Origin of the sequence: Paenisporosarcina sp. (genome assembly GCF_049671445.1) — a bacterium.
GTDB lineage: Bacteria > Bacillota > Bacilli > Bacillales_A > Planococcaceae > Paenisporosarcina.
This window is the reverse complement of sequence record NZ_JBATUX010000133.1, coordinates 1-19,853: the sequence shown is the minus strand read 5'-3', so window position 1 is coordinate 19,853 and position 19,853 is coordinate 1. Positions and strand designations below refer to the sequence as shown.

The window sequence follows — 19,853 nt, the reverse complement described above, 5'->3', positions numbered from 1 at the left end:
CGATAATTTCGAATACGATTATGCAACAAGCCATCTGTCTGTTCATTTTCTCCAGTGATAAAATCAGTCATATAGTATGTTAAATAATTTCCATAGTGGTTTTCTGTTTTCAACAACAGTTCATCGACATAATAAGCCCCTTTTGGTAATTGATCTAAGAGCAGAACGGAAAGTGATGCATATACCCCACAAGCTACTTGGAAATAAGTGGCATTTGTTTTGTATTTAGAAAATATGGCTTCATTGCTCAACACGTTATACATATATCGTTCTTTGTCTGAATATACGAGTAGGACACCTACTAAATCCTCCCCATCCAAAGCCGCATCTTGCGGGTCTAGCACCTTCATCTCAAAATCCCACAATTTATCCAAATCATCTATATTTGCTCGGATCAGCTTAGTTGTATGATCATTTACCTTGTACAAAAATCCGCCTTCCATATCAAATAGTTTGCATAGCGTATAAACTTCTTCATGGGCCATTAAACAACCATGAAATTGTATGTCACCTAACGTTACCTTAAATTCAAGATCATAGACTTTTTCATAAAAAAAGAGGGGGTTTTTGTGCTTCATAAACATTGGTAAGCCCAGTATAGCTTCGTCCAGGAAACATTCAGGTGCCCATGTGGTGTAGATAACGTTCTTCTTAGCAAATTGCTTATTCTTATAAAACGAGTTGTCATGCTCTACGATATAACATCCAATTGGTTGATTTTCTGTTGAATATGTCTTTAATAGTTCAAGAGCCATCCATTGAACGACACCTGGATTCATTCCCGACCCGATAATAGCTTTTGAATTTAAAATTTTGTCTTTATGTTTTTCCAGTTGTCTTAACCTTTCTAATAAGCCAAATCCTTCATAAAGCTCTTCATTTTCGTCAATCATCGTATTCTCTAATGCTGTATTGACATAGCTGACGCCAAGCTGATCACAACAGTGAATCATCTCGATTGTATCTGCCCATGAAAGATCGATGACGATCGAGGTTTGAGTTTTTATAAGATGATTAGTAAATTGCGCAGTGTCTTTTAAATCAAATTCATGGGTAATAAATTTACCTTTTAAATGTGGATAAGATAAAGAGTAGATAGATTCGTCTTTCTGTTGATTGTCGATTAAATGTATGATGCAATCTTTCACTTCGTGATAAATCGGATCTTTCTCATCCTGTGCGGAATTGTTTAAGATAGATAGAATACCATTCGCCACACCACCTGCACTACCCAGTATGGATATGATAGTTTTATTTTGATTCATTACAAAACCCCTTTTAGTTTTATACATAATCTATGGAATAAAAGAGGAAAGCTATAGGTAGTTTATCAAAAATGAATTTTTAATATAAGAAACACAAAGGGGCAGCCCTTTCTTAATATAAAAATGACACGGTCGATTTCAGTTCCATGCGGACGCGTTCCGCGGGGCGGGCGGTGAGCCTCCTCGTCGCTATAAAAACCTGTGCTCCTGCATCGCTTCGCTAGCTTCGTCGCAAATGAGTTGTGCAAAATTGCTTTTACACAACTCATTTCCTGCGGGTCTCACCTGTCCCGCTGATCCCGCAGGAAAGATATTGGACGAACTGTCATTCGTCCAATATCTTTGCGACGAGTAACCGCAGGAGCACAAGCTTTTCCCGCCGCCTGCCACTAAAGCAACGGGTATATACAACCTAGCTATAAAAAAAATACAAAAAATCGGCCTATCTTGTGAAACGAAAGTTACCACAGATTTTTATTGCGGGGCCTCGAAAGGTCCCCACCGAATTTGGGATTGTGGCATTAGCACACAACCTCTTGAAAGTAGCTGGCATCCGCCAGCTACTTTCAAGGAAAAAAGTGAAAACATAAAAACAGGTGAAGAAAAATGACTCGTTTTTCTTCACCTGTTTTATTTTAGGGACTTATTAGACAGCCCCTTTAACTTTATAAGATTTTCAACTTAGTTATTTAGCGTCTGGGAATACACGTTGAGTAAGTTCGCCAAATTCTTCAAATAAGCCTTCAACAGGTTCACCTTGTTCAAACTTGTCACGATATTCGTTCATGCGACTGACGAAGTCGGGATTTACAGAAACAAAGACATTTTCAACAGTAGCGTTTGTCTCTCGAACTTGTTCACCAATCTTCTCTTCAATTTGTTCAAGCTCTTCTGAACCCTCTGCTATTTCGGAACCATCCGCGTTTTTGTTTAAGACAACTGCTACATAGGCATTGTTCTCTGTAATGATAACAGTAGAGTTATCTACTTCTTCTAATTCATTAATTTTATCTGAAGCTTCATCGGCAAGTTCTAAATTCTCTTCATTCTTTGCTGTGTCAGCATCATTTTCTTCTACTTCGCCAGTATTCTCGGTGTTCGTAGCGGTATTACTCTCTTCTCTATCGCCACATCCCATTAATGCAATACTAAGAAGCATAGCTAATAGTAACATCCATACTTTTTTCATTGTTTTTCAGCCCTCCTAATTTTTTCTGATTAATTTAGCATGGACTTTACTCCTTTTTTTATTCTCATTAAGAGAGGTTTATTAATAATGAGTACCTGATGTTTCAAAAAATTCGTATTAAAAAACCTACACAAAGGATATTGTGTTCTAATACAATATAAAATATAATAACTGTTATATAACAATAAAGGGGCGATTAAGTGATTGAACGCAACGGGTTGAAAATTGCCAATGAACTGTATCAATTTGTTGAGGACGAAGCTTTACCAGGTAGTGATGTTTCAAGTGAGGATTTTTGGAAAGGCTTCAGTCAGCTGCTTTCAGATATGGTTCCAAAAAACAGAGACTTGCTAAGTCGTAGAGATCAACTTCAAGAAAAGATTGATCAATGGCATGAGCATAATGACTGGTCAGAAAATAGAGTGGAGTATGAAACGTTTTTAAAAGACATTGACTACTGGGAACCAACATCGGAACCCTTTGCCATTACTACTTCAAACGTAGATGATGAAGTTGCTATCCAAGCAGGTCCACAGTTAGTCGTACCCGTCAATAATGCTCGTTATGCAATTAATGCAGCAAATGCACGATGGGGAAGTCTATATGATGCACTTTATGGAACAGATGTAATTGGAGAACAACATGGTGCCGAAAGAGGAACTACTTACAATCCGCATAGAGGAAACAAGGTTGTTGAGTATGCTCGACAGTTTTTAGATCGAATTGCCCCATTAGAACAGGGCTCGCATGCCCTTGTAACAGAATATCGAATTGAACAAAATCAACTGGTTATTGTTCAAGGAAACAAGAAAAGTGTATTGCGTGAGCCATCCAAATTTATTGGATTCACTGGAGACCACTCTTCGCCAACTGCGATTCTCCTTCAAAACAATGGGTTACATGTAGAAATTCAAATTGATTGCCAGCATCCGATCGGCATGTCTGATCAAGCGGGAGTAAAAGATTTGCTAGTTGAATCTGCTATATCAACAATTATGGATTGTGAGGATTCAGTAACTGCAGTTGATGCAGAGGACAAAGTGATTGTCTATCGAAATTGGCTAGGTTTAATGAATGGAACGCTCAAGGCAACATTTAAAAAAGGTCAACGTGAGGTAGTAAGAACGTTAAATGAGGACAGAAAGTATCAAACTGTAGTTGGTGAAACTTTCACTTTACGTGGTCGCTCGCTTTTACTGGTACGAAATGTTGGTCATTTAATGACATCGAATATGATATTAGATCAACATAACCAAGAAGTACCAGAAGGAATCATTGATACAGTGATGACAAGTTTGCTCGCAAAGCATGACCTCTTAGGTAATGGAAATGTTCGCAATTCTGAGAAGGGTTCTGTCTATATCGTGAAACCTAAGATGCATGGATCAGCTGAAGTGGCATTCGCCAATGAGCTGTTTAACCGTGTGGAAGACATACTAGGACTTGAACGCTATACATTAAAAATTGGGGTAATGGATGAAGAACGAAGAACATCTCTTAATCTTGAAAACTGTATTCGAGAAGTAAAAGACCGGATCGTTTTTATTAATACAGGCTTTTTAGATCGAACGGGTGACGAAATCCATACTTCCATGCTGGCGGGTCCTGTTATTCGTAAAAATGAAATGAAATATTCAAAATGGCTTCAAGCTTATGAAAAATCAAATGTTGATACAGGACTAAATTGTGGTCTGCCAGGTCGCGGGCAAATCGGAAAAGGCATGTGGGCAATGCCGGAGCGAATGAAGGATATGATGGAGCAAAAAGTGGATCATTTGAAAGCTGGAGGAAACACAGCTTGGGTACCGTCCCCAACAGCCGCAACCTTGCATGCTCTTCATTATCATCAATTTTCTGTATCGAAAGTACAAGAAATCCTGAAACATGAAACTCAAGACAGAAGTGTTGATATCTTAACATTGCCAATATCCAAGGAAGAATGGACGGCAAGTGATATCCAACAAGAGCTAGATAATAATGCACAAGGGCTACTCGGTTACGTGGTTCGTTGGGTTGAACATGGCATTGGCTGTTCAAAAGTTCCTGATATTCATAATGTGGGGTTAATGGAGGACCGGGCGACGCTACGCATTTCAAGTCAGCATATGACAAATTGGCTACATCACGGGATATGTACAGAACATCAACTACTGGAGACGTTAAAGCGAATGGCGAAAGTCGTAGATGAACAAAACAGTGAGGACCATACTTATCAACCGATGTCGTTAGATTTTGAGCAATCTATAGCTTTCCAAGCAGCTTGTGAACTTATTTTTCAAGGAAAAAACCAGCCTAATGGATACACTGAGCCTATTTTGCATCGGCGTCGTCAAGAGTACAAGAATCGTTTGTATGCGAAAAAGACTTCAAAAAAGGAACCGTTTAATAATACGGTTGATTAAACTGGCTAGGAACACGTTTCACAGAAGCCAATAAGTAGAAAATCCACATACTTGTTGGTCTCACGTTTAAAGCTCTTGCGGCAAAAAAATGTTTAACGTAGCTTAATAAAAAACATAAAAATTGGAGGGATTTACATGCAGGAACAACAAAGAGAATTCCATTCAAACGAAGATTCTCAAGGCGTATTTTTAAGTTCAAAGAATGAAATAAGACTACTTAATACATGCCTTACATGCGGTCAAGATTTTGCTAGTTTTAAGGAGTGCATCCAGTGCTGTGCAGATATCGATTAAATTTTTTTGATATCACTGTTATATAACAGTTAATTAAATTAGATATGTATTATATCAATTAGAGAAAGAGGGAAATTATAAAATGATAAATCGTAATCAGCAAGCGGAAGTATTAGCAAAAAGTTGGAGAGAAGATCGTTGGAAAGGTGTAGAACGACCATATTCAGCTGAAGATGTTATTAAATTAAGAGGGTCAATCGTAGTTGAACAAACACTTGCTACTTTAGGTGCAAACAGACTGTGGCATCTTGTGAATACAGAAGACTATGTCAATGCACTGGGCGCACTAACAGGAAATCAAGCGATGCAACAAGTAAAAGCAGGTTTAAAAGCGATTTACTTAAGTGGTTGGCAAGTAGCTGCTGATGCTAATCTCTCAGGACATATGTACCCAGACCAAAGTCTTTATCCAAGCAATAGCGTACCTCAAGTGGTGAAAAGAATTAATCAAACGTTGCAACGTGCTGATCAAATTCAGCAAGCAGAAGGTAAGGGCGATACATATTGGTACGCCCCCATTGTAGCGGATATGGAAGCTGGGTTTGGTGGAACACTTAATGTATTTGAATTAACCAAAGCAATGATTGAAGCGGGAGCAGGAGGTGTGCATTTAGAAGACCAACTTTCCTCAGAAAAGAAATGTGGTCACTTAGGTGGTAAAGTATTGCTACCTACGCAAACTGCTGTACGTAATCTACTTGCTGCACGTTTAGCGGCTGATGTTATGGGAGTACCTACTGTAATAATTGCTCGTACTGATGCAAATGCAGCAAATTTAATCACGAGCGATGTGGATCCGTATGATCATCAATTTATTACGGGTGAGCGGACGCCGGAAGGTTTTTATTATACGAATGATGGAATCGATCAAGCGATAGCTAGAGGACTTGCGTATGCACCATATGCAGATTTGATTTGGTGTGAAACGTCTGAGCCTAATATTGAAGAAGCTCGGAAGTTTGCGGAAGCCATTCACGAGAAATTCCCTGGTAAACTACTTGCATATAACTGTTCTCCATCATTCAATTGGAAAAAGAAACTGGATGAAAAAACGATAGCAAGCTTCCAGCAAGAGCTCGGGAAGATGGGGTACAAATTCCAGTTCGTTACACTCGCAGGGTTCCATGTACTAAACTACGGGATGTTCGAACTTGCAAAAGGTTATAAAGAGAGAGGCATGTCTGCTTATTCTGAGTTGCAGGAAGCTGAGTTCGCGGCAGAACATGATGGTTACACAGCAACTCGCCATCAGCGTGAGGTTGGAACGGGTTACTTTGATGCCGTTTCACTCGTTATTTCAGGTGGAACATCCTCTACAACAGCCTTATCAGGATCAACGGAAGCAGAACAGTTTCAAAATGAGGAAGTACCTGCCGCAGAAGCAGGTTGAAATTAAATTAGACTATGAGAAAACCCAGTGGCACTTAGCCACTGGGTTTGTTTTGGAATTACAATATCTTATCCAAAAAGTCTTTTGCTCTTGCTGTTTTAGGTTGGCTAAAGAATTCAGATGGTATGCCTTCTTCTAGTAATACACCGTGATCAAGAAAGAGGATGCGGTCTGCGACTTCACGAGCAAAGCCCATTTCGTGAGTAACCACTACCATTGTCATACCTGATTTTGCAAGATCTTTCATGACGTCCAAAACCTCTTTTACCATCTCAGGATCCAAGGCAGAAGTTGGTTCGTCAAACAGCATGAGTTCGGGTTCCATCGCAAGTGCACGAGCAATAGCGACACGTTGCTTTTGACCTCCAGATAAACTGTTTGGATAAGCTGTTTCTTTCTCAGATAAGCCAACTCTTTTTAGTAATTCACGAGCTTTTTCCTGAGCAAGTTGTTTATTTACACCTTTTGCTTTCAATGGAGCGTAAGTTAAGTTTTCAAGAACTGTTAAATGAGGGAACAGATGAAAATGTTGAAACACCATTCCTATACGTTGACGTATTTTGTTAACGGGTGTTTTTGAATCAGTTAAGTCCTGTTGGTCAAACACAATCTTGCCTGACGTTGGTGTTTCCAACATATTCATGCAACGGAGAAACGTTGATTTTCCAGAGCCTGAAGGACCAATGATAGAAACGACTTCACCTTTGGCAATGGATGTAGAAATATTACGTAATACTTCGTTGTTGCCGAATTTCTTGGTGAGGTTATCAACTTTGATCACTAACCTTCAACCTCCTTTCAAGCACTTTTCCAATCGTTGAAAGACCAAAGACCATAACCCAGTAAATCAAACCGACGAAAAGTAATGGTTCAAAATTTCGATATATATCTGCACCAACCACTTGTGCACGACGCATTAAATCTAACACGGAGATGGTAGAAACAAGTGCGGACTCTTTTGTTAGTGTAATGATTTCATTCATAAGTGCTGGGAGAATATTTTTCAAAGCTTGCGGTAAAATGATGTCTTTCATCATTTGTCTATAAGGAACACCTAATGCCATAGCAGCTTCCGTTTGTCCTTTATCCACAGCTTGAATTCCAGCGCGAATAATTTCAGAAATATACGCTGCTGAATTCAAACCAAAAGCCAGAACCGCTGATAAGAATGGTGATATATCATAGCCGGTCAGCTGAGGGATGGCAAAGTAGAATGTCATTAACTGAAGAATTAATGGCGTTCCACGAAAAATGGAAGTATAAGCAATAGCAAACCAATTTAAAACTTTAATTTTACCGATTTTACATAAGGCCAAAAGCGTTCCTAGAATAAATCCAACGATTAATGCAACTCCAACAAATTTTAACGTTACCCAAATTCCTTCTAACATAAAAGGAATATAAGGCGTGATTTGACCAAAGTCTAAATTCATGCCTTACACCTCATTTCATTTTAATATTCACAGTCATTCAAACGGAAAACGTGTGGCTTCCTATTCTTCCGTTAACCACTTGTCTTTCAGTTCTTGAAGTTTTCCACTTTCTTCTGCTTCTTTCAGGACAGCGTTTACCTCTTCAACTAAATCACTGCCTTTAGGGAATGCGATACCCATTCCAGGAGAGCTAGAAGTCGGATCATCAAATCCGGCAAGATCTTGTTCAGCAATATATCCTTGTGCTACGGCTTTATCCATATAAGCAGCATCAATGCGGTTAGACATTAACTCTTGGATTAAAACGTTCGCGTTATCAACAGCTTTGATTTCAAAATCAACTGTGTCTGCTTTGATTTTTTTAGCACCGTCTTCTTGGATAGTTCCAAGTTGAACGCCAAGCGTTGTACCTTTTAAATCTTCAATTGATTGAAGTTTTGAATCTTTTAATGTAATGAACATTTCCCCAGAGTGGTTATATTCAGTTGAGAAGTCGACGTTTTCTTTACGTTTATCCGTAGCTGACATCCCGGAAAGAACCATATCAACACGATCATTTTGCAATGCGCCAATCAATCCATCAAACTTCATGTCTTGAATTTTAAGTTCATACCCTAACTCATCAGCAATATAGTTGGCTAAGTCAATATCAAAACCTTCAAATTCACCAGCTGTGTTTCTTGATTCAAAAGGCGGGAAATCTGCTGACGTAGCCATTTCTAACATTTTTTTGTCACCAGATTCACCAGTTTCTTTTTCTGTGTTTTTCGCTGAGTCATCTCCACATGCAGCAAGTAACATTGTTCCTAAAGCTAGAGAGCCAATTAAATTCCATTTTTTCATAATGTATATTTCCTCCTATTTGTGTATTAATATTCGTTAAAAGGAGTGTATCATGATATTTATAAGGTGTGAAGCATTTTTATGCAAAAATATAAATGTTGTATTTTTCTGAATATTTTTGTTTTCATTTACATATGAAAGGCTTTGTGAAAGTAGAAGATGTAGTAATTAAAGAGATAGCTTTTCTTTTGTGAGGGTTATATGAATGTTTATGCAAGTTTACACGTCTATGTATTTTATACATGTAAACAAATTAATATTATTTTTAAACCCTAAGGGGTATAGTGAGTAAAGATGGGATGTTAATGCAAAACAAATATAAAGAATGGAAAGTGGGAGTGGAGTATGAAAAAGTTAATGGGATTAATTGCTGTCGTTATGTTAGTGCTAGCTGCATGTGGATCACAAGAAGGATATGAAACAATAGCTATAGATGGTATACAGAAGAAGATGGAAGAAGGGTATACGGTCCTGGATGTACGCGAGCCTTCCGAATTTGATGCAGGACATATTCCAGGCGCATCTAACAAGCCGCTATCCGACTTACAACAAGGCAATTTTGAAGGATTGGATACTGACGGGAAATACATCGTCATTTGCCAAAGTGGAAATCGCTCAAAACAAGCAAGTGACTTATTATCTGAAGAAAAATACAAGGTAGTCAATGTGTCCGAAGGTATGTCTTCATGGGCAGGAGAGATTGAGTAAAGCATTGGGGAAATTGTTAAAGACAGCAGTCTATTTTTACTAAGAATGCTGCTTTTTATTCTATTAATTAGGAGATAAATGATTGAAGTGGAATAAAGTGTGGTTGTAATGGAATAAACATCAAGTGAAGCGGAATAGAGAGAGTCTGAAGCTGATTAAAGAGTAAATGAAGCGGAATAAATCGAGCTCCAAGAGTAATAAAACTTTTATCAAAGCATGGATTGAATTGATAAACATTTTCTGTCCACTCAAATGGTGTTTCCGTCCATTCGCTAAGTGTTTCTGTCCACTCAATTTACTTTTCCGTCCATTCAAAATGAATTCCGTCCACTCAAATGATGTTTTCGTCCATTCGCCTGGAGATGGACACTTTTTCCTCTCCAAAAACACACATTGAAACTTTTGTGTTGATTAACTGCTGATATAACTAGATATGCATACATACACTGAAGAAAGAGACAAGCTTATCAGTTAGATAGATATCAAATAATAGGTAAAGGATGATCGTAGTATTTAATATTGAAAAGGCACTTCTTTTTATGATTATGTTTAGGCTAATCGGAGGAAGTATCGAGGTTACAGCAGCAATGTTAATGCTGAAGTTTAACGATTTAGAAAAAGCTTTTTATATCAATACATTACTTGCCTTAGTGGGTCCTTTTATATTAATTGCAACAACGGGAATCGGAATGATTGGTCTCGCTGAAAAAATCTCATTAACAAGAATGATTTGTCTCTTTAGTGGCATCGTCCTCATTCTAGTTAGCATGAGAATAAATTGAATCTATATAAGGAAAAGGACCAAATCAAGCTTAATTAGCTGATTGGCCCTTTTTTTATGCATCGTTTATACATTTTATTCGCTTATCGCTGATTGAATGACTTTTTGCCCGTCGATGATGACGTAAGAAACAGTGATTTTGGTTCCTTCGGCTAACTCGTCAAAAAATGGTTTCGCTACGTCAGCTAATCTCATGGCCTCTGGTTCATTTTGTTCATTTGTGACTTCAATCGAGTTAAGATCTTGTCGTCCTACATAGGTAACAGTAGCTTCCTCAACTTTTAATTTCTCGTTTGTTGAGTTCGTTGCAGCTCCGCCCCAAGTCACTTCTGTTGATGCCTTCCAATCTTCAGCTTCATTGGCAGTTGACCACGCCTCAAGCGTATAAGTTCCTGCAGGTAATTTAGCAAGTCCTTCTGTTGCATCAATTTTCATCTCTAAGACTTCACCTGGTTTAAGTGTTTTTTCCTGCAACATTTGTGTGTACATCTTGTTTTTTGAATCTTGATAAACAACCGTACCATCGCTATTAATTAGTTGATAATCGAAAAACATGGAACTATTCATCGTCAAGGTAACATCTTCTACTTTGTCATTTTTAAGTTGAAATACATATTGATGATTTCCATCTTTTACTTCTTCCGTAAGACTCGGAACAATCGAGCCAGCTACAATTCCGCTGTTTTCATTTTCTGAGCCTGTGTTGGTATCTTTATCTTTATTTGTGTTTGCTGCTGTTCCGCATCCTGCTAAAGCGATGGCGATAACTGTTGTCGATAGTACTTTCATTATTTTTTTCATCTGTAGACCACCCTTCATTTATAATAATTAGACTGTTCAAAGTAAAGAAGAGTTACACTTAAATCCAATAAATTATGGAAATGGCGGCTGAAATTGCATCTTCAGCCGCGTTTGATTTAAAAGAAGAGGATGCTTCTTTAGTTTGAAAAAAGCGAGAGTCTAGCTATATAAAAGGAGTGGAGCCGATGTATCAAAAATCTCAATATGTTTTTCAGGAAGGTAAGCCGGTTCTAGCAATTGTGCGGAATTACGGGGTGGATGATTTCGAGGGCTTGATTGAGATTCAACGAGAAAGTTTTCCTCCACCTTTTCCGTCCGAGTTATGGTGGAATAGGGAACAGCTGATGAGTCATGTGGAGATCTATCCACAAGGTGCAATTTGTGTTGAGATAAATGGTGAGCTTGCTGGGTCAATTACGGGTTTGTTGGTGGATTTTGATTCAGAAAAGCCTCTACACACATGGGAAGAGGTAACGGATTCAGGATATATTCGAACGCACCGGCCAGAGGGTAGAACTTTATATATAGTCGATATTAGCGTGAAGCCTGCTTTTCGTAAGTTAGATCTTGGGAAACTTTTGATGCAGTCGATGTATGAGCGAGTGATTGAAGATCGGTTGGAACGTGTGCTAGGTGGTGGACGAATGTCTGGATATCAACGGCATGCTGACGTGCATTCGCCAGAAAGTTATGTGGAAGCAGTCGTAGCGGGAGAGGTGCGGGATCCGGTCATTTCATTTTTACTGCGATGCGGTCGAACACCTGTCGCGTTGGTACCGAATTATTTGGAGGATGAAGAGTCTTTAAATTATGGGTTGTTGATGGAATGGAGAAATCCGTTTAAGGCGTGAAAATTGTGCTACGAAAAAGGACCTTCCCGCATGGGAAAGGTCCGTTTTGCTAGGTGGTCTTCAACGAAATTAAGGCTTCGTGAATCATTTGAAGTTTCGTTTCGACGCGGTGCATTAAATAGAATGACACGAATATCGGAAATCCTACTTCTTGGATTACTGTAAGCCACTCGTTCATTAGTGGTTCCTCCTTTCCAAAAATGGCTGCGCACAAGATAACTTGTGGCAGCCATTTTTCTTCTTATAATTCAGTTACAGTACGTTCGACAATACGAGCTTGGTAAGCAGAGACGAGATTCGCACCGTCTACTGAGAAGGCGTTGCTAGCGAGTAAAGCTTGCATGCCAGTTTCAACTTCAGGACCAGTCAAGTCAGCGCGTGGCTCATCCACAGAAATTGTGTACTTTTTACCTTGAGCTGTATCAAACAGCATTTCTAATACTTTTGCCATTGTTCATTTCCCCCTTTCTAATTAGTTTTGGATGTTTCCATTTTCAATCTTTTCAGCAGCAAGTATAGGTCGGGAAGAGAATCCAGACAAAATACTTACGACATCCCACAACTGATCCCCAGTTGCACTTTGTTTTACGTTTCGATACGTTGAAGATTTCTTAATCACCTTACCGTCAAGTGTCAAACCTGCATCAAACGTCAATCGAACTACTGCTTGTTTAAAGTCGATGATTGCCATGTTTACCACCTCCTTTCATTTCTTATATAGAGAGGGGGTGTGGGAAAGTGGACAGTTCAAGGAACATATAACAGATTTTTCAAATTAATAAGGATTAATTCAACGCTGTAAGGTAAAATAAGGAAAAAAGTGTCTGTGTTTTTACGGTATGTGAGATGAATAGTTGAGGCAATTATGTGCATTTTGACAATCCGCTGCATGTAAGGGTTGAAGAAATAGACAATGAGTAACTTGTTTCTTTTTTTGAAATTAGGAAGAACGTAAGAAATAAAAAAGATAGAGGCTATTAGGGTGATGGGCAATGTTTTTGAAGGAGGAGAATATGTTAAAGAAGATTATTTGGATTACGGGGATTACGTTAAGTGTTCTAGCCATCTTGTTAGTGAGTGGATGGGTGTTGGTTAAACACAATAAAGATACTTTGTTGAGTATTTATTTTGATACTAATATGGAAAAAGATATGGGTTTCTTTAAGATACATTATCAAAAGGGTGACGAAGCACTTGTGAAAAGATTGGAAGATACGCTACCAAAGATTACAACACAACAAGAACGTTGGTTTAATCAATCTGAAGTGGAATTGGCTAAAGCGGATTTAGATATTTACTTGTCTAATGAATATAAGGAGACAGACGCTGAACATGACGAGGGTGGCCTCTATTTGGAAATGTTTGAAATGATACATTTGAATAAGAATTATACGAATACAGAATTGGAGAATCTTTTTAGTCATGAATTTGCCCATTTTTATTTCGTGAAATATGTAGAGAGTCTCGAAGTAGATAGAGATGACATTCCAACTTGGGTCCATGAAGGGGTAGCGATGTCCTTTGCGCAACGTATATTTCCTGAGCACATAGAACAAATATCAGAAGTAAAGCCATTAATGGAGATGAAGCAACTAAAAACAGATGGAGGATCCATAGGTTACACGGGGGATAATTATCTCCAAATGTTATACGCAATAGAATATTTGATTTACCAACATGATGAAAAAATCATCACAGATCTCGTAAAGGAGACGAAAAAAGAAAAAGATTTCACACGTGCATTTACCAAATTAACTTCACTAGATTTAGATACATATCATGAAATGTTCGTGACCAATTTGGAGAAAATCAAAGAGTTTGAGAATTTGATGCAAGTAGATGAAGCAGAAGCGGAAAAACAAATGCTTTTATATATGGAAGAGAGAGGTGAATATTTTAACGAAGCTTCCCTTTTAAATGCGTATTTAGGAAATATGTATGTGAATCAAGAAAGATATTCAGAAGCCTTGCAAATATTAGAAAAAAACCTCTTATATCATTTCGATCCCACTATTTATAGACATTTATCAGAAGTTGCCATCCATGTTGATAAAGAAAAATCACTGGCCTATGCAAAAGAAGCTGTAAAGTCCGCAAGGAGAAATGACTGGAATGTAGAAGCATTCGAACAGTTTTTATCTGAGCAAGAAGCACTGCTGAAAATCAATTGAATTTGAATGTGCCATTACACCTCAAAATACAGATGTTTGTGAAGGTTGCATCCCGGATTAAATGCACTATGGCAGCAAGGGCAAGTGGATTGGCAAGTCAGGTATTCATGTATCGTCAATTCGTGTCCACAAGATCCACACAACACTGCTTTTTTATGAAATAGGTTCTTTGGCCAAACTTTTGGTGTGTTGCAGCCGACTTCTTCATGACAAGAAAAGCAAGGGTAATAGGTATTGCAACAGTAAAACTTGATGGCTATCCTGTCGATTTCTGAGTGGTAATGCAGACATCGTGTTTCTTGATCTATGTCGTTTCCTTTTACTTCGTGCCCATGAATTAGCATCGGGTATTCTCCTTTTTTATCGCTGTTGATGTCATTTAACCATAATTTGAACAAAGTGTCACATCACCTTAATAGGTTTTTCAGACGTGAACGCTAAAAAGTCAGACGTGAATCGTTATTTTTCAGACGTCAACGCCGAAAAGTCAGACGTGAACACTAAAAAGTCAGACTGAGATACGAATCACTAACAGAAACACCCACAAAGCATAGCGAGTGGGTCAAGTCTTAAATGGTAGTGATTGAGAAACTCTATGATAGGGCTGCCGAAGAGACTGGCAGCCGTTTCTGTTAGCATCGGAGGAACGGGTTTTTCAGACGTAAACACCGAAAAGTCAGACGTGAATCGCTATTTTTCAGACGTCAACGTCAAAAAGTCAGACGTGAACTCTAAAAAGTCAGACTGAGATAACGAATTACTAACAGAAACACCCACAGAGCATAGCGAGTGGGGCAAGTCTTGAATGATAGTGATAGAAAGACTTTATAATTGGGCTGCCGAAGAGACTGGCAGCCGTTTCTGTTAGCATAGCAGGAACTGTAATAGGTTCTCAGACGTCGATGGCAAAAAGTCAGACGTAAATCGCTATTTTTCAGACGTCAACTTCAAAAAGTCAGACTGAGCGTCCGCTCACCGCAACAAAAACCACCCGTCTGTCCGCAACGAGCAGGAAAAGACAGGACTCCATGTCGAAATAGAAGTACAGTGGAAATACGAGGTGATGGAATGAGCTGGATCGATGCACTGCAACGCTCAATCGACTATTTGGAGAATCATTTAGCATCTGCATTTAAAATGGAGGATGCAGCAGCAGAGGCCAACGTATCTGTATTTCATTTTCAACGGATATTTCTGGTTCTGACGGACATGAGTGTGATGGAGTATGTGCGTCGCCGTCGGTTGACACTGGCTGCACAGGAACTCGCTTTGACGGATGTCCGAGTAATCGATGTAGCATTGAAATTCGGCTATGAGACACCGGAAGCTTTTGCGAAGGCATTCAAAAGACAGCATGGGATGTCTCCTTCCGAAGTGCGTTCTTCGAACAAAGGATTCACTTCCTACAATCGTTTGGTCATCTCTGTACAATTGAAAGGGGCGTTACCAATGAAGGTGCGAATTGAAGAAAAAGAGGCTTTTCCGATTATTGGTGTGAAAAGAGAATTCTCGTGTGTGAATGGAGAAAATACACGCGAGATTCCAAAGATGTGGCAAGAAGTTCATCAAAACGGAGTAAATGATGAACTGACTAAGTTGAATAATGGCGAAGTGAAAGGGATGCTTGGGGTCTGTCGCATGATGGATACAGCAACAAGCACCATGGAGTATTGGATTGCTGCGGCTTATGAAGGAAACGAGGTACCTGAACGGTATCAACGTTTGGAGATTCCGTCAGCGACTTATGCTATCTTTGAAGTAGTGGGACCGATGCCACAAGCGATTCAATCGATGTGGGAGAAAATCTACAGCGAATGGTTCCCTTCGAGTTCTTATCGTCCAAGCGGATCGGCTGAAATGGAAGTATATTCGAATGATGATGCTAGAAAGGCCGATTATTATTCAGAGATTTGGATACCTGTCGAAAAAAAGTAGACGGCAAACTGTGACAAATCCTTGAAGGCAATGTGACTAATAGCTTCCAAACCTGACTGTTTGACTGTACATCATACCTTTCGGCTCTCTATAATGAAAAGTGTAGAAAGTAGGAGGGGTTATAATGTCTGAAAAGCCACTTAAGCGGTTTCGATTCATGGGATTATTGGAAGGAAGCTCACTATTAATCTTGTTATTCCTGGCCATGCCATTAAAATATTTCTTTGGAATGCCAGAAGCAGTCAGTGTCGTTGGTTCGATTCATGGGTTCCTATTTGTCAGTTACTGCCTAATGATTGCATATATGACTTTTGTCGTAAGATGGCCGTTTGTCTATAGCGTCATTGCTGTGATCGTTGCTTTCATTCCATTTGGCAATATCATTTTTGATCGAAAACTTGATAAAGTAGAAACAGTTTAAACACCTTAGGAATTCATTTCCTACGGGTGTTTTTTTATTCTTTTGGATTTTTCTTTAATACGCGTCTGTCATTACCTACTTTTTCTGCCGTTAAATTCTTCCTAAGTTGGACAAAATATAGAATGTCGATAGAAAGCACTAAAGAGGAGGATGGATAATGACAAACCATAACAAGGAGAAAGATTCTAAAGGTTCTTCTAACTCTATAAACAATAAAACTGGTACTGGAGAATCATTAGATAGTTTAACTAATCGACAAGGGCATCCAGTTACAGATAATCAAAATGTAAGAACGGTTGGAAATCGTGGACCTGTAACGATAGAGAACTATGACTTTATCGAAAAAATGTCTCATTTTGATCGAGAGCGAATTCCGGAACGGGTTGTTCATGCAAGAGGAGCAGGGGCACATGGTTATTTTGAAACCTATGGCAAAGTTGGAGATGAGCCGGTTAGTATATATACACGAGCAAAAGTATTTCAAGAAGCGGGCAAGCAAACACCTGTGTTCGCAAGATTCTCAACCGTAGCAGGTGGTAAAGAATCTTCGGAAACTGCTCGTGACCCTCGTGGCTTTGCGGTGAAATTTTATACGGAAGATGGGAACTGGGATTTGGTCGGGAACAATTTAAAAATCTTTTTTATTCGTGACCCTTTAAAATTTCCGGATATGATTCATGCGTTTAAACCGGATCCAGTTTCAAATGTTACAGATCCCGAGCGCATGTTTGACTTCGTGTCCCAGTCTCCTGAATCCACCCATATGATTACATTTCTATTTTCACCATGGGGAATTCCTGCTAATTATCGACAAATGCAAGGTTCAGGTGTGAATACTTATAAATGGGTGAATCAAGTCGGGCAAGCAGTGTTAATTAAATATCACTGGGAACCTAAACAAAAGATAAAAAATCTTACACAGCGTGAAGCTGAAGAAATTCAAGCGAAAAATACTGGTCATGCCACACAAGATTTGTATGAAGCAATTGAAAAAGGTGATTATCCGGAGTGGGAATTATTCGTTCAAATTCTAAGTGATGACGATCATCCAGAGCTTGATTTTGACCCACTTGATGATACGAAATTATGGCCAAAAGAACAATTCCCATTTCTTCCAGTAGGGAAGATGGTGTTGAATAGAAATCCCGAGAATTTCTTTCTAGAGACTGAACAAGTTGCCTTTGGCACAGGCGTACTTGTTGATGGCTTAGATTTCTCAGACGACAAGATGTTGCAAGGTCGTACATTCTCTTATTCGGATACGCAACGATACAGAGTGGGAACTAACTATTTACAATTACCCATTAATGCACCTAAAAAACGTGTAGCAACGAATCAGCGAGATGGGCAGATGGTTTATGAAGTGAATGTTGCTCCCGGCCAAAACCCCCACATCAACTATGAGCCTTCCACGTTGAATGGACTAAAAGAAGCGAAGCAACTTGGAACGGAATATCAACCGCAATATAATGATAAGCTAGTTCGACAAGCCATTGATCGAACCAATAATTTCGGACAAGCAGGGGACACGTACCGTAGCTTTGAAGAGTGGGAAAAAACGGAACTCATTAGTAATCTGGTGGATGCTCTGAAAATTTGCCAACCTCAAATTCAAGAAAAAATGATTGAACATTGTACAAAAGCTGATGCCGATTATGGCAGCCGTCTTTCAGAGGGCTTGGCCGAAGCGAAAAACGACATGATGAACGAAGAAAAGAATCATAAAGGTAGTTATAAAGCGGATAAGGCAACCGATCAAGCACAAAAACAAGGACATGAAGCAAATCCTTATTGATTTTTTGAGCCTTCGTTCAAAGGGATTTTTTCAAATATAAGCCATTTCTAGTTTCCAGTGAAATTAGGAGTGGCTTTTTTGTGTGCAATAAAAGTGTGCTCCATCTTCCATCGAAGTTATCATGTATACTTATACTTATTTTGGAAATCTCATCTAGCATCATATAATAGTAAGATATACGTATATAATCTATTAAAATACACGGACCGGATGAATACGAGAGGAGCTTATTATGAAATTATTTCACACTGCCGATTGGCATTTAGGAAAGCTTGTTCAAGGTGTTTCGATGACAGACGAACAGCGATTTGTGTTGCAACAATTTACTAAAGCGATTGCTGAGGAAAAACCAGATGCAGTGATTATTGCAGGGGATTTATATGACCGAGCAGTGCCACCAACTGACGCGGTAAATTTGTTAGATGAGGTACTTGAAACAATTGTCTTGAAATTAAAAACGCCAGTCATCGCGGTTTCTGGGAACCATGATAGCCCTGGTCGTTTGAATTTTGGTAGCCGAATGATGAAATCGAATGGTCTTTATATTAGGGGTCAACTGAAGAAGGATATGGAACCAATTGTGATTCAAGATGAGTTTGGTGAGGTTCATTTCCATTTGGTGCCTTACGCTGATCCGTCGCAGGTTCGTCATATATTAGAAGATGAAGAAATTCGCACGCATGATGATGCAATGAAGAAAATGGTCGCACATATAGAATCAACAATGGATTCTTCGAAAAGACATGTGATGGTGGGACACGCTTTTGTGACACCTCACGGGGAAGAAGAGGAGAACACGAGTGATTCGGAACGGCCACTCGCAATTGGTGGAGCTGAGTATGTAAGTGCTTCCCATTTTAAAAACTTTCACTACACGGCACTTGGACATTTGCATCAAGCACATTATGTATTAAATGAGACCGTTCGCTATTCGGGCTCTCCTTTAAAATATTCAATTTCAGAAGAGCATCATCAAAAAGGATTTCATATCGTTCAAATGGACGAGCTTGGAAACGTCAGTGTAGAAAAGCGTTTACTCACACCTAATCGAGATATTCGAACGGTTGAAGGAAAAATGGAAGACATTTTACTTCAAGAGATGAATCACGACTATGTGTTTGTAAAACTGTTGGATGAGACGCCAATTTTATTTCCAATGGAAAAGATACGTTCTGTTTATCCAAATGCGATGCATGTAGAACGTAAACTAGTGTCTGTTACGAAGGACAATGAAGAAAGCACGGTAGGTTCACGACGTAAAATGGACGACTTAGCGTTATTTAACGCCTTCTACGAAGAAGTAAAAGGAGTACAGGTATCTGAGGAAACAGAGAAAATTTTTAAAGAAGTACTTCAAGAATTTTTACTTGAGCAACAGGAAATAACAAGCCCTGGTAAGAAAGAAGGGCTGAAAATATGAGACCGATCACCTTGAAAATGACCGCTTTTGGTCCTTATAAACATACAGAAGTAATTGATTTTAACGAGCTACAGGGAAATCAGTTATTTGTTATATCAGGTAGTACCGGGGCGGGGAAAACAACCATTTTTGATGGAATCTGCTTTGCCTTATA

21 protein-coding genes and 1 pseudogene are annotated in these 19,853 nt (G+C 39.0%); 12 read left to right on the top strand and 10 right to left on the bottom strand.

What is annotated here, in order from left to right:
* The coding region (locus tag WBG45_RS16445) for a saccharopine dehydrogenase NADP-binding domain-containing protein (RefSeq protein WP_424416158.1) at positions 1-1,265 on the bottom strand (1,265 nt) is incomplete at its 3' end.
* A gap of 685 nt (positions 1,266-1,950) precedes the next feature.
* Complete coding sequence (locus tag WBG45_RS16440; RefSeq protein ID WP_424416157.1) at positions 1,951-2,454, bottom strand: YhcN/YlaJ family sporulation lipoprotein; 504 nt, start codon at positions 2,452-2,454, stop codon at positions 1,951-1,953.
* Positions 2,455-2,654: 200 nt separating this feature from the next.
* On the opposite strand from WBG45_RS16440, the gene WBG45_RS16435 reads away from it, so the two are divergent.
* The 3 genes from WBG45_RS16435 to aceA all read left to right on the top strand — a co-directional run bounded on the left by WBG45_RS16435 (position 2,655) and on the right by aceA (position 6,540).
* Positions 2,655-4,856, top strand: a complete 2,202-nt coding sequence (locus WBG45_RS16435) for a malate synthase G (protein ID WP_424416156.1) — start codon at positions 2,655-2,657, stop codon at positions 4,854-4,856.
* Between the two features lie 135 nt (positions 4,857-4,991).
* Positions 4,992-5,150 (top strand): hypothetical protein, encoded by a 159-nt coding sequence (locus tag WBG45_RS16430; protein WP_424416155.1) that lies wholly within the window; start codon positions 4,992-4,994, stop codon positions 5,148-5,150.
* An 82-nt stretch (positions 5,151-5,232) separates the two neighbouring features.
* Positions 5,233-6,540, top strand: coding sequence for an isocitrate lyase (gene aceA, locus WBG45_RS16425; protein WP_424416154.1), 1,308 nt, complete (start codon positions 5,233-5,235; stop codon positions 6,538-6,540).
* Positions 6,541-6,598: 58 nt separating this feature from the next.
* On the opposite strand, the gene WBG45_RS16420 is transcribed toward aceA, so the two are convergent.
* The 3 genes from WBG45_RS16420 to WBG45_RS16410 are packed head-to-tail and all read right to left on the bottom strand — an operon-like array spanning position 6,599 to position 8,816.
* Positions 6,599-7,321 carry an amino acid ABC transporter ATP-binding protein gene (locus WBG45_RS16420; protein WP_424416153.1) on the bottom strand — a complete coding sequence of 241 codons (723 nt, stop codon included), beginning with the start codon at positions 7,319-7,321 and terminating at the stop codon, positions 6,599-6,601.
* Positions 7,308-7,973 (bottom strand): amino acid ABC transporter permease, encoded by a 666-nt coding sequence (locus WBG45_RS16415; RefSeq protein ID WP_424416152.1) that lies wholly within the window; start codon positions 7,971-7,973, stop codon positions 7,308-7,310. Before WBG45_RS16415 ends, WBG45_RS16420 begins: the two co-directional genes overlap by 14 nt.
* A 60-nt stretch (positions 7,974-8,033) precedes the next feature.
* Positions 8,034-8,816: a transporter substrate-binding domain-containing protein gene (locus tag WBG45_RS16410; RefSeq protein WP_424416151.1), complete on the bottom strand. Its 783-nt coding sequence runs from the start codon at positions 8,814-8,816 to the stop codon at positions 8,034-8,036.
* Positions 8,817-9,161: 345 nt separating this feature from the next.
* Here WBG45_RS16410 and WBG45_RS16405 point away from each other — a divergent pair, with 345 nt between their 5' ends.
* Both WBG45_RS16405 and WBG45_RS16400 read left to right on the top strand, forming a co-directional pair.
* Complete coding sequence (locus WBG45_RS16405) at positions 9,162-9,524, top strand: rhodanese-like domain-containing protein (RefSeq protein WP_424416150.1); 363 nt, start codon at positions 9,162-9,164, stop codon at positions 9,522-9,524.
* A gap of 500 nt (positions 9,525-10,024) precedes the next feature.
* Entirely contained in the window at positions 10,025-10,306 is a 282-nt protein-coding gene (locus WBG45_RS16400; RefSeq protein ID WP_424416149.1) for a YqhV family protein, read from the top strand.
* Between the two features lie 74 nt (positions 10,307-10,380).
* On the opposite strand, the gene WBG45_RS16395 is transcribed toward WBG45_RS16400, so the two are convergent.
* Complete coding sequence (locus tag WBG45_RS16395; protein ID WP_424416148.1) at positions 10,381-11,106, bottom strand: BsuPI-related putative proteinase inhibitor; 726 nt, start codon at positions 11,104-11,106, stop codon at positions 10,381-10,383.
* Between the two features lie 185 nt (positions 11,107-11,291).
* Here WBG45_RS16395 and WBG45_RS16390 point away from each other — a divergent pair, with 185 nt between their 5' ends.
* Positions 11,292-11,957 carry a GNAT family N-acetyltransferase gene (locus tag WBG45_RS16390; protein ID WP_424416147.1) on the top strand — a complete coding sequence of 222 codons (666 nt, stop codon included), beginning with the start codon at positions 11,292-11,294 and terminating at the stop codon, positions 11,955-11,957.
* 49 nt (positions 11,958-12,006) lie between these two features.
* Here WBG45_RS16390 and WBG45_RS16385 read toward each other — a convergent pair whose 3' ends face one another.
* The 3 genes from WBG45_RS16385 to WBG45_RS16375 form a co-directional block, all read right to left on the bottom strand.
* Positions 12,007-12,135, bottom strand: a complete 129-nt coding sequence (locus WBG45_RS16385; protein ID WP_081697192.1) for a YvrJ family protein — start codon at positions 12,133-12,135, stop codon at positions 12,007-12,009.
* 63 nt (positions 12,136-12,198) lie between these two features.
* A complete protein-coding gene (locus tag WBG45_RS16380; RefSeq protein ID WP_024535897.1) occupies positions 12,199-12,408 on the bottom strand; it encodes a DUF2922 domain-containing protein in 210 nt (69 codons plus the stop codon).
* A gap of 21 nt (positions 12,409-12,429) precedes the next feature.
* Positions 12,430-12,648: a DUF1659 domain-containing protein gene (locus tag WBG45_RS16375; RefSeq protein ID WP_024535896.1), complete on the bottom strand. Its 219-nt coding sequence runs from the start codon at positions 12,646-12,648 to the stop codon at positions 12,430-12,432.
* Between the two features lie 322 nt (positions 12,649-12,970).
* Between WBG45_RS16375 and WBG45_RS16370 the strand changes: the two genes are divergently transcribed.
* Positions 12,971-14,128 carry a DUF2268 domain-containing putative Zn-dependent protease gene (locus WBG45_RS16370; protein ID WP_424416146.1) on the top strand — a complete coding sequence of 386 codons (1,158 nt, stop codon included), beginning with the start codon at positions 12,971-12,973 and terminating at the stop codon, positions 14,126-14,128.
* Positions 14,129-14,142: 14 nt separating this feature from the next.
* Here the strand turns inward: WBG45_RS16370 and WBG45_RS16365 are convergent, their stop codons facing one another.
* Positions 14,143-14,472 (bottom strand): CHY zinc finger protein, encoded by a 330-nt coding sequence (locus WBG45_RS16365; protein WP_424416160.1) that lies wholly within the window; start codon positions 14,470-14,472, stop codon positions 14,143-14,145.
* A 724-nt stretch (positions 14,473-15,196) separates the two neighbouring features.
* Between WBG45_RS16365 and WBG45_RS16360 the strand changes: the two genes are divergently transcribed.
* From WBG45_RS16360 to WBG45_RS16340, 5 genes and pseudogenes are all read left to right on the top strand, one after another.
* Complete coding sequence (locus tag WBG45_RS16360) at positions 15,197-16,063, top strand: AraC family transcriptional regulator (RefSeq protein ID WP_424416145.1); 867 nt, start codon at positions 15,197-15,199, stop codon at positions 16,061-16,063.
* Between the two features lie 124 nt (positions 16,064-16,187).
* Positions 16,188-16,484: a DUF3817 domain-containing protein gene (locus tag WBG45_RS16355; protein ID WP_424416144.1), complete on the top strand. Its 297-nt coding sequence runs from the start codon at positions 16,188-16,190 to the stop codon at positions 16,482-16,484.
* Positions 16,485-16,641: 157 nt separating this feature from the next.
* Positions 16,642-18,169 (top strand): annotated as a pseudogene (locus WBG45_RS16350) (catalase); the annotation flags it as partial.
* Between the two features lie 342 nt (positions 18,170-18,511).
* Complete coding sequence (locus WBG45_RS16345) at positions 18,512-19,699, top strand: exonuclease SbcCD subunit D (RefSeq protein WP_424416143.1); 1,188 nt, start codon at positions 18,512-18,514, stop codon at positions 19,697-19,699.
* A partial coding sequence (locus WBG45_RS16340) for an AAA family ATPase (protein ID WP_424416159.1) occupies positions 19,696-19,853 on the top strand: 158 nt, incomplete at its 3' end. The genes WBG45_RS16345 and WBG45_RS16340, both read left to right, overlap by 4 nt.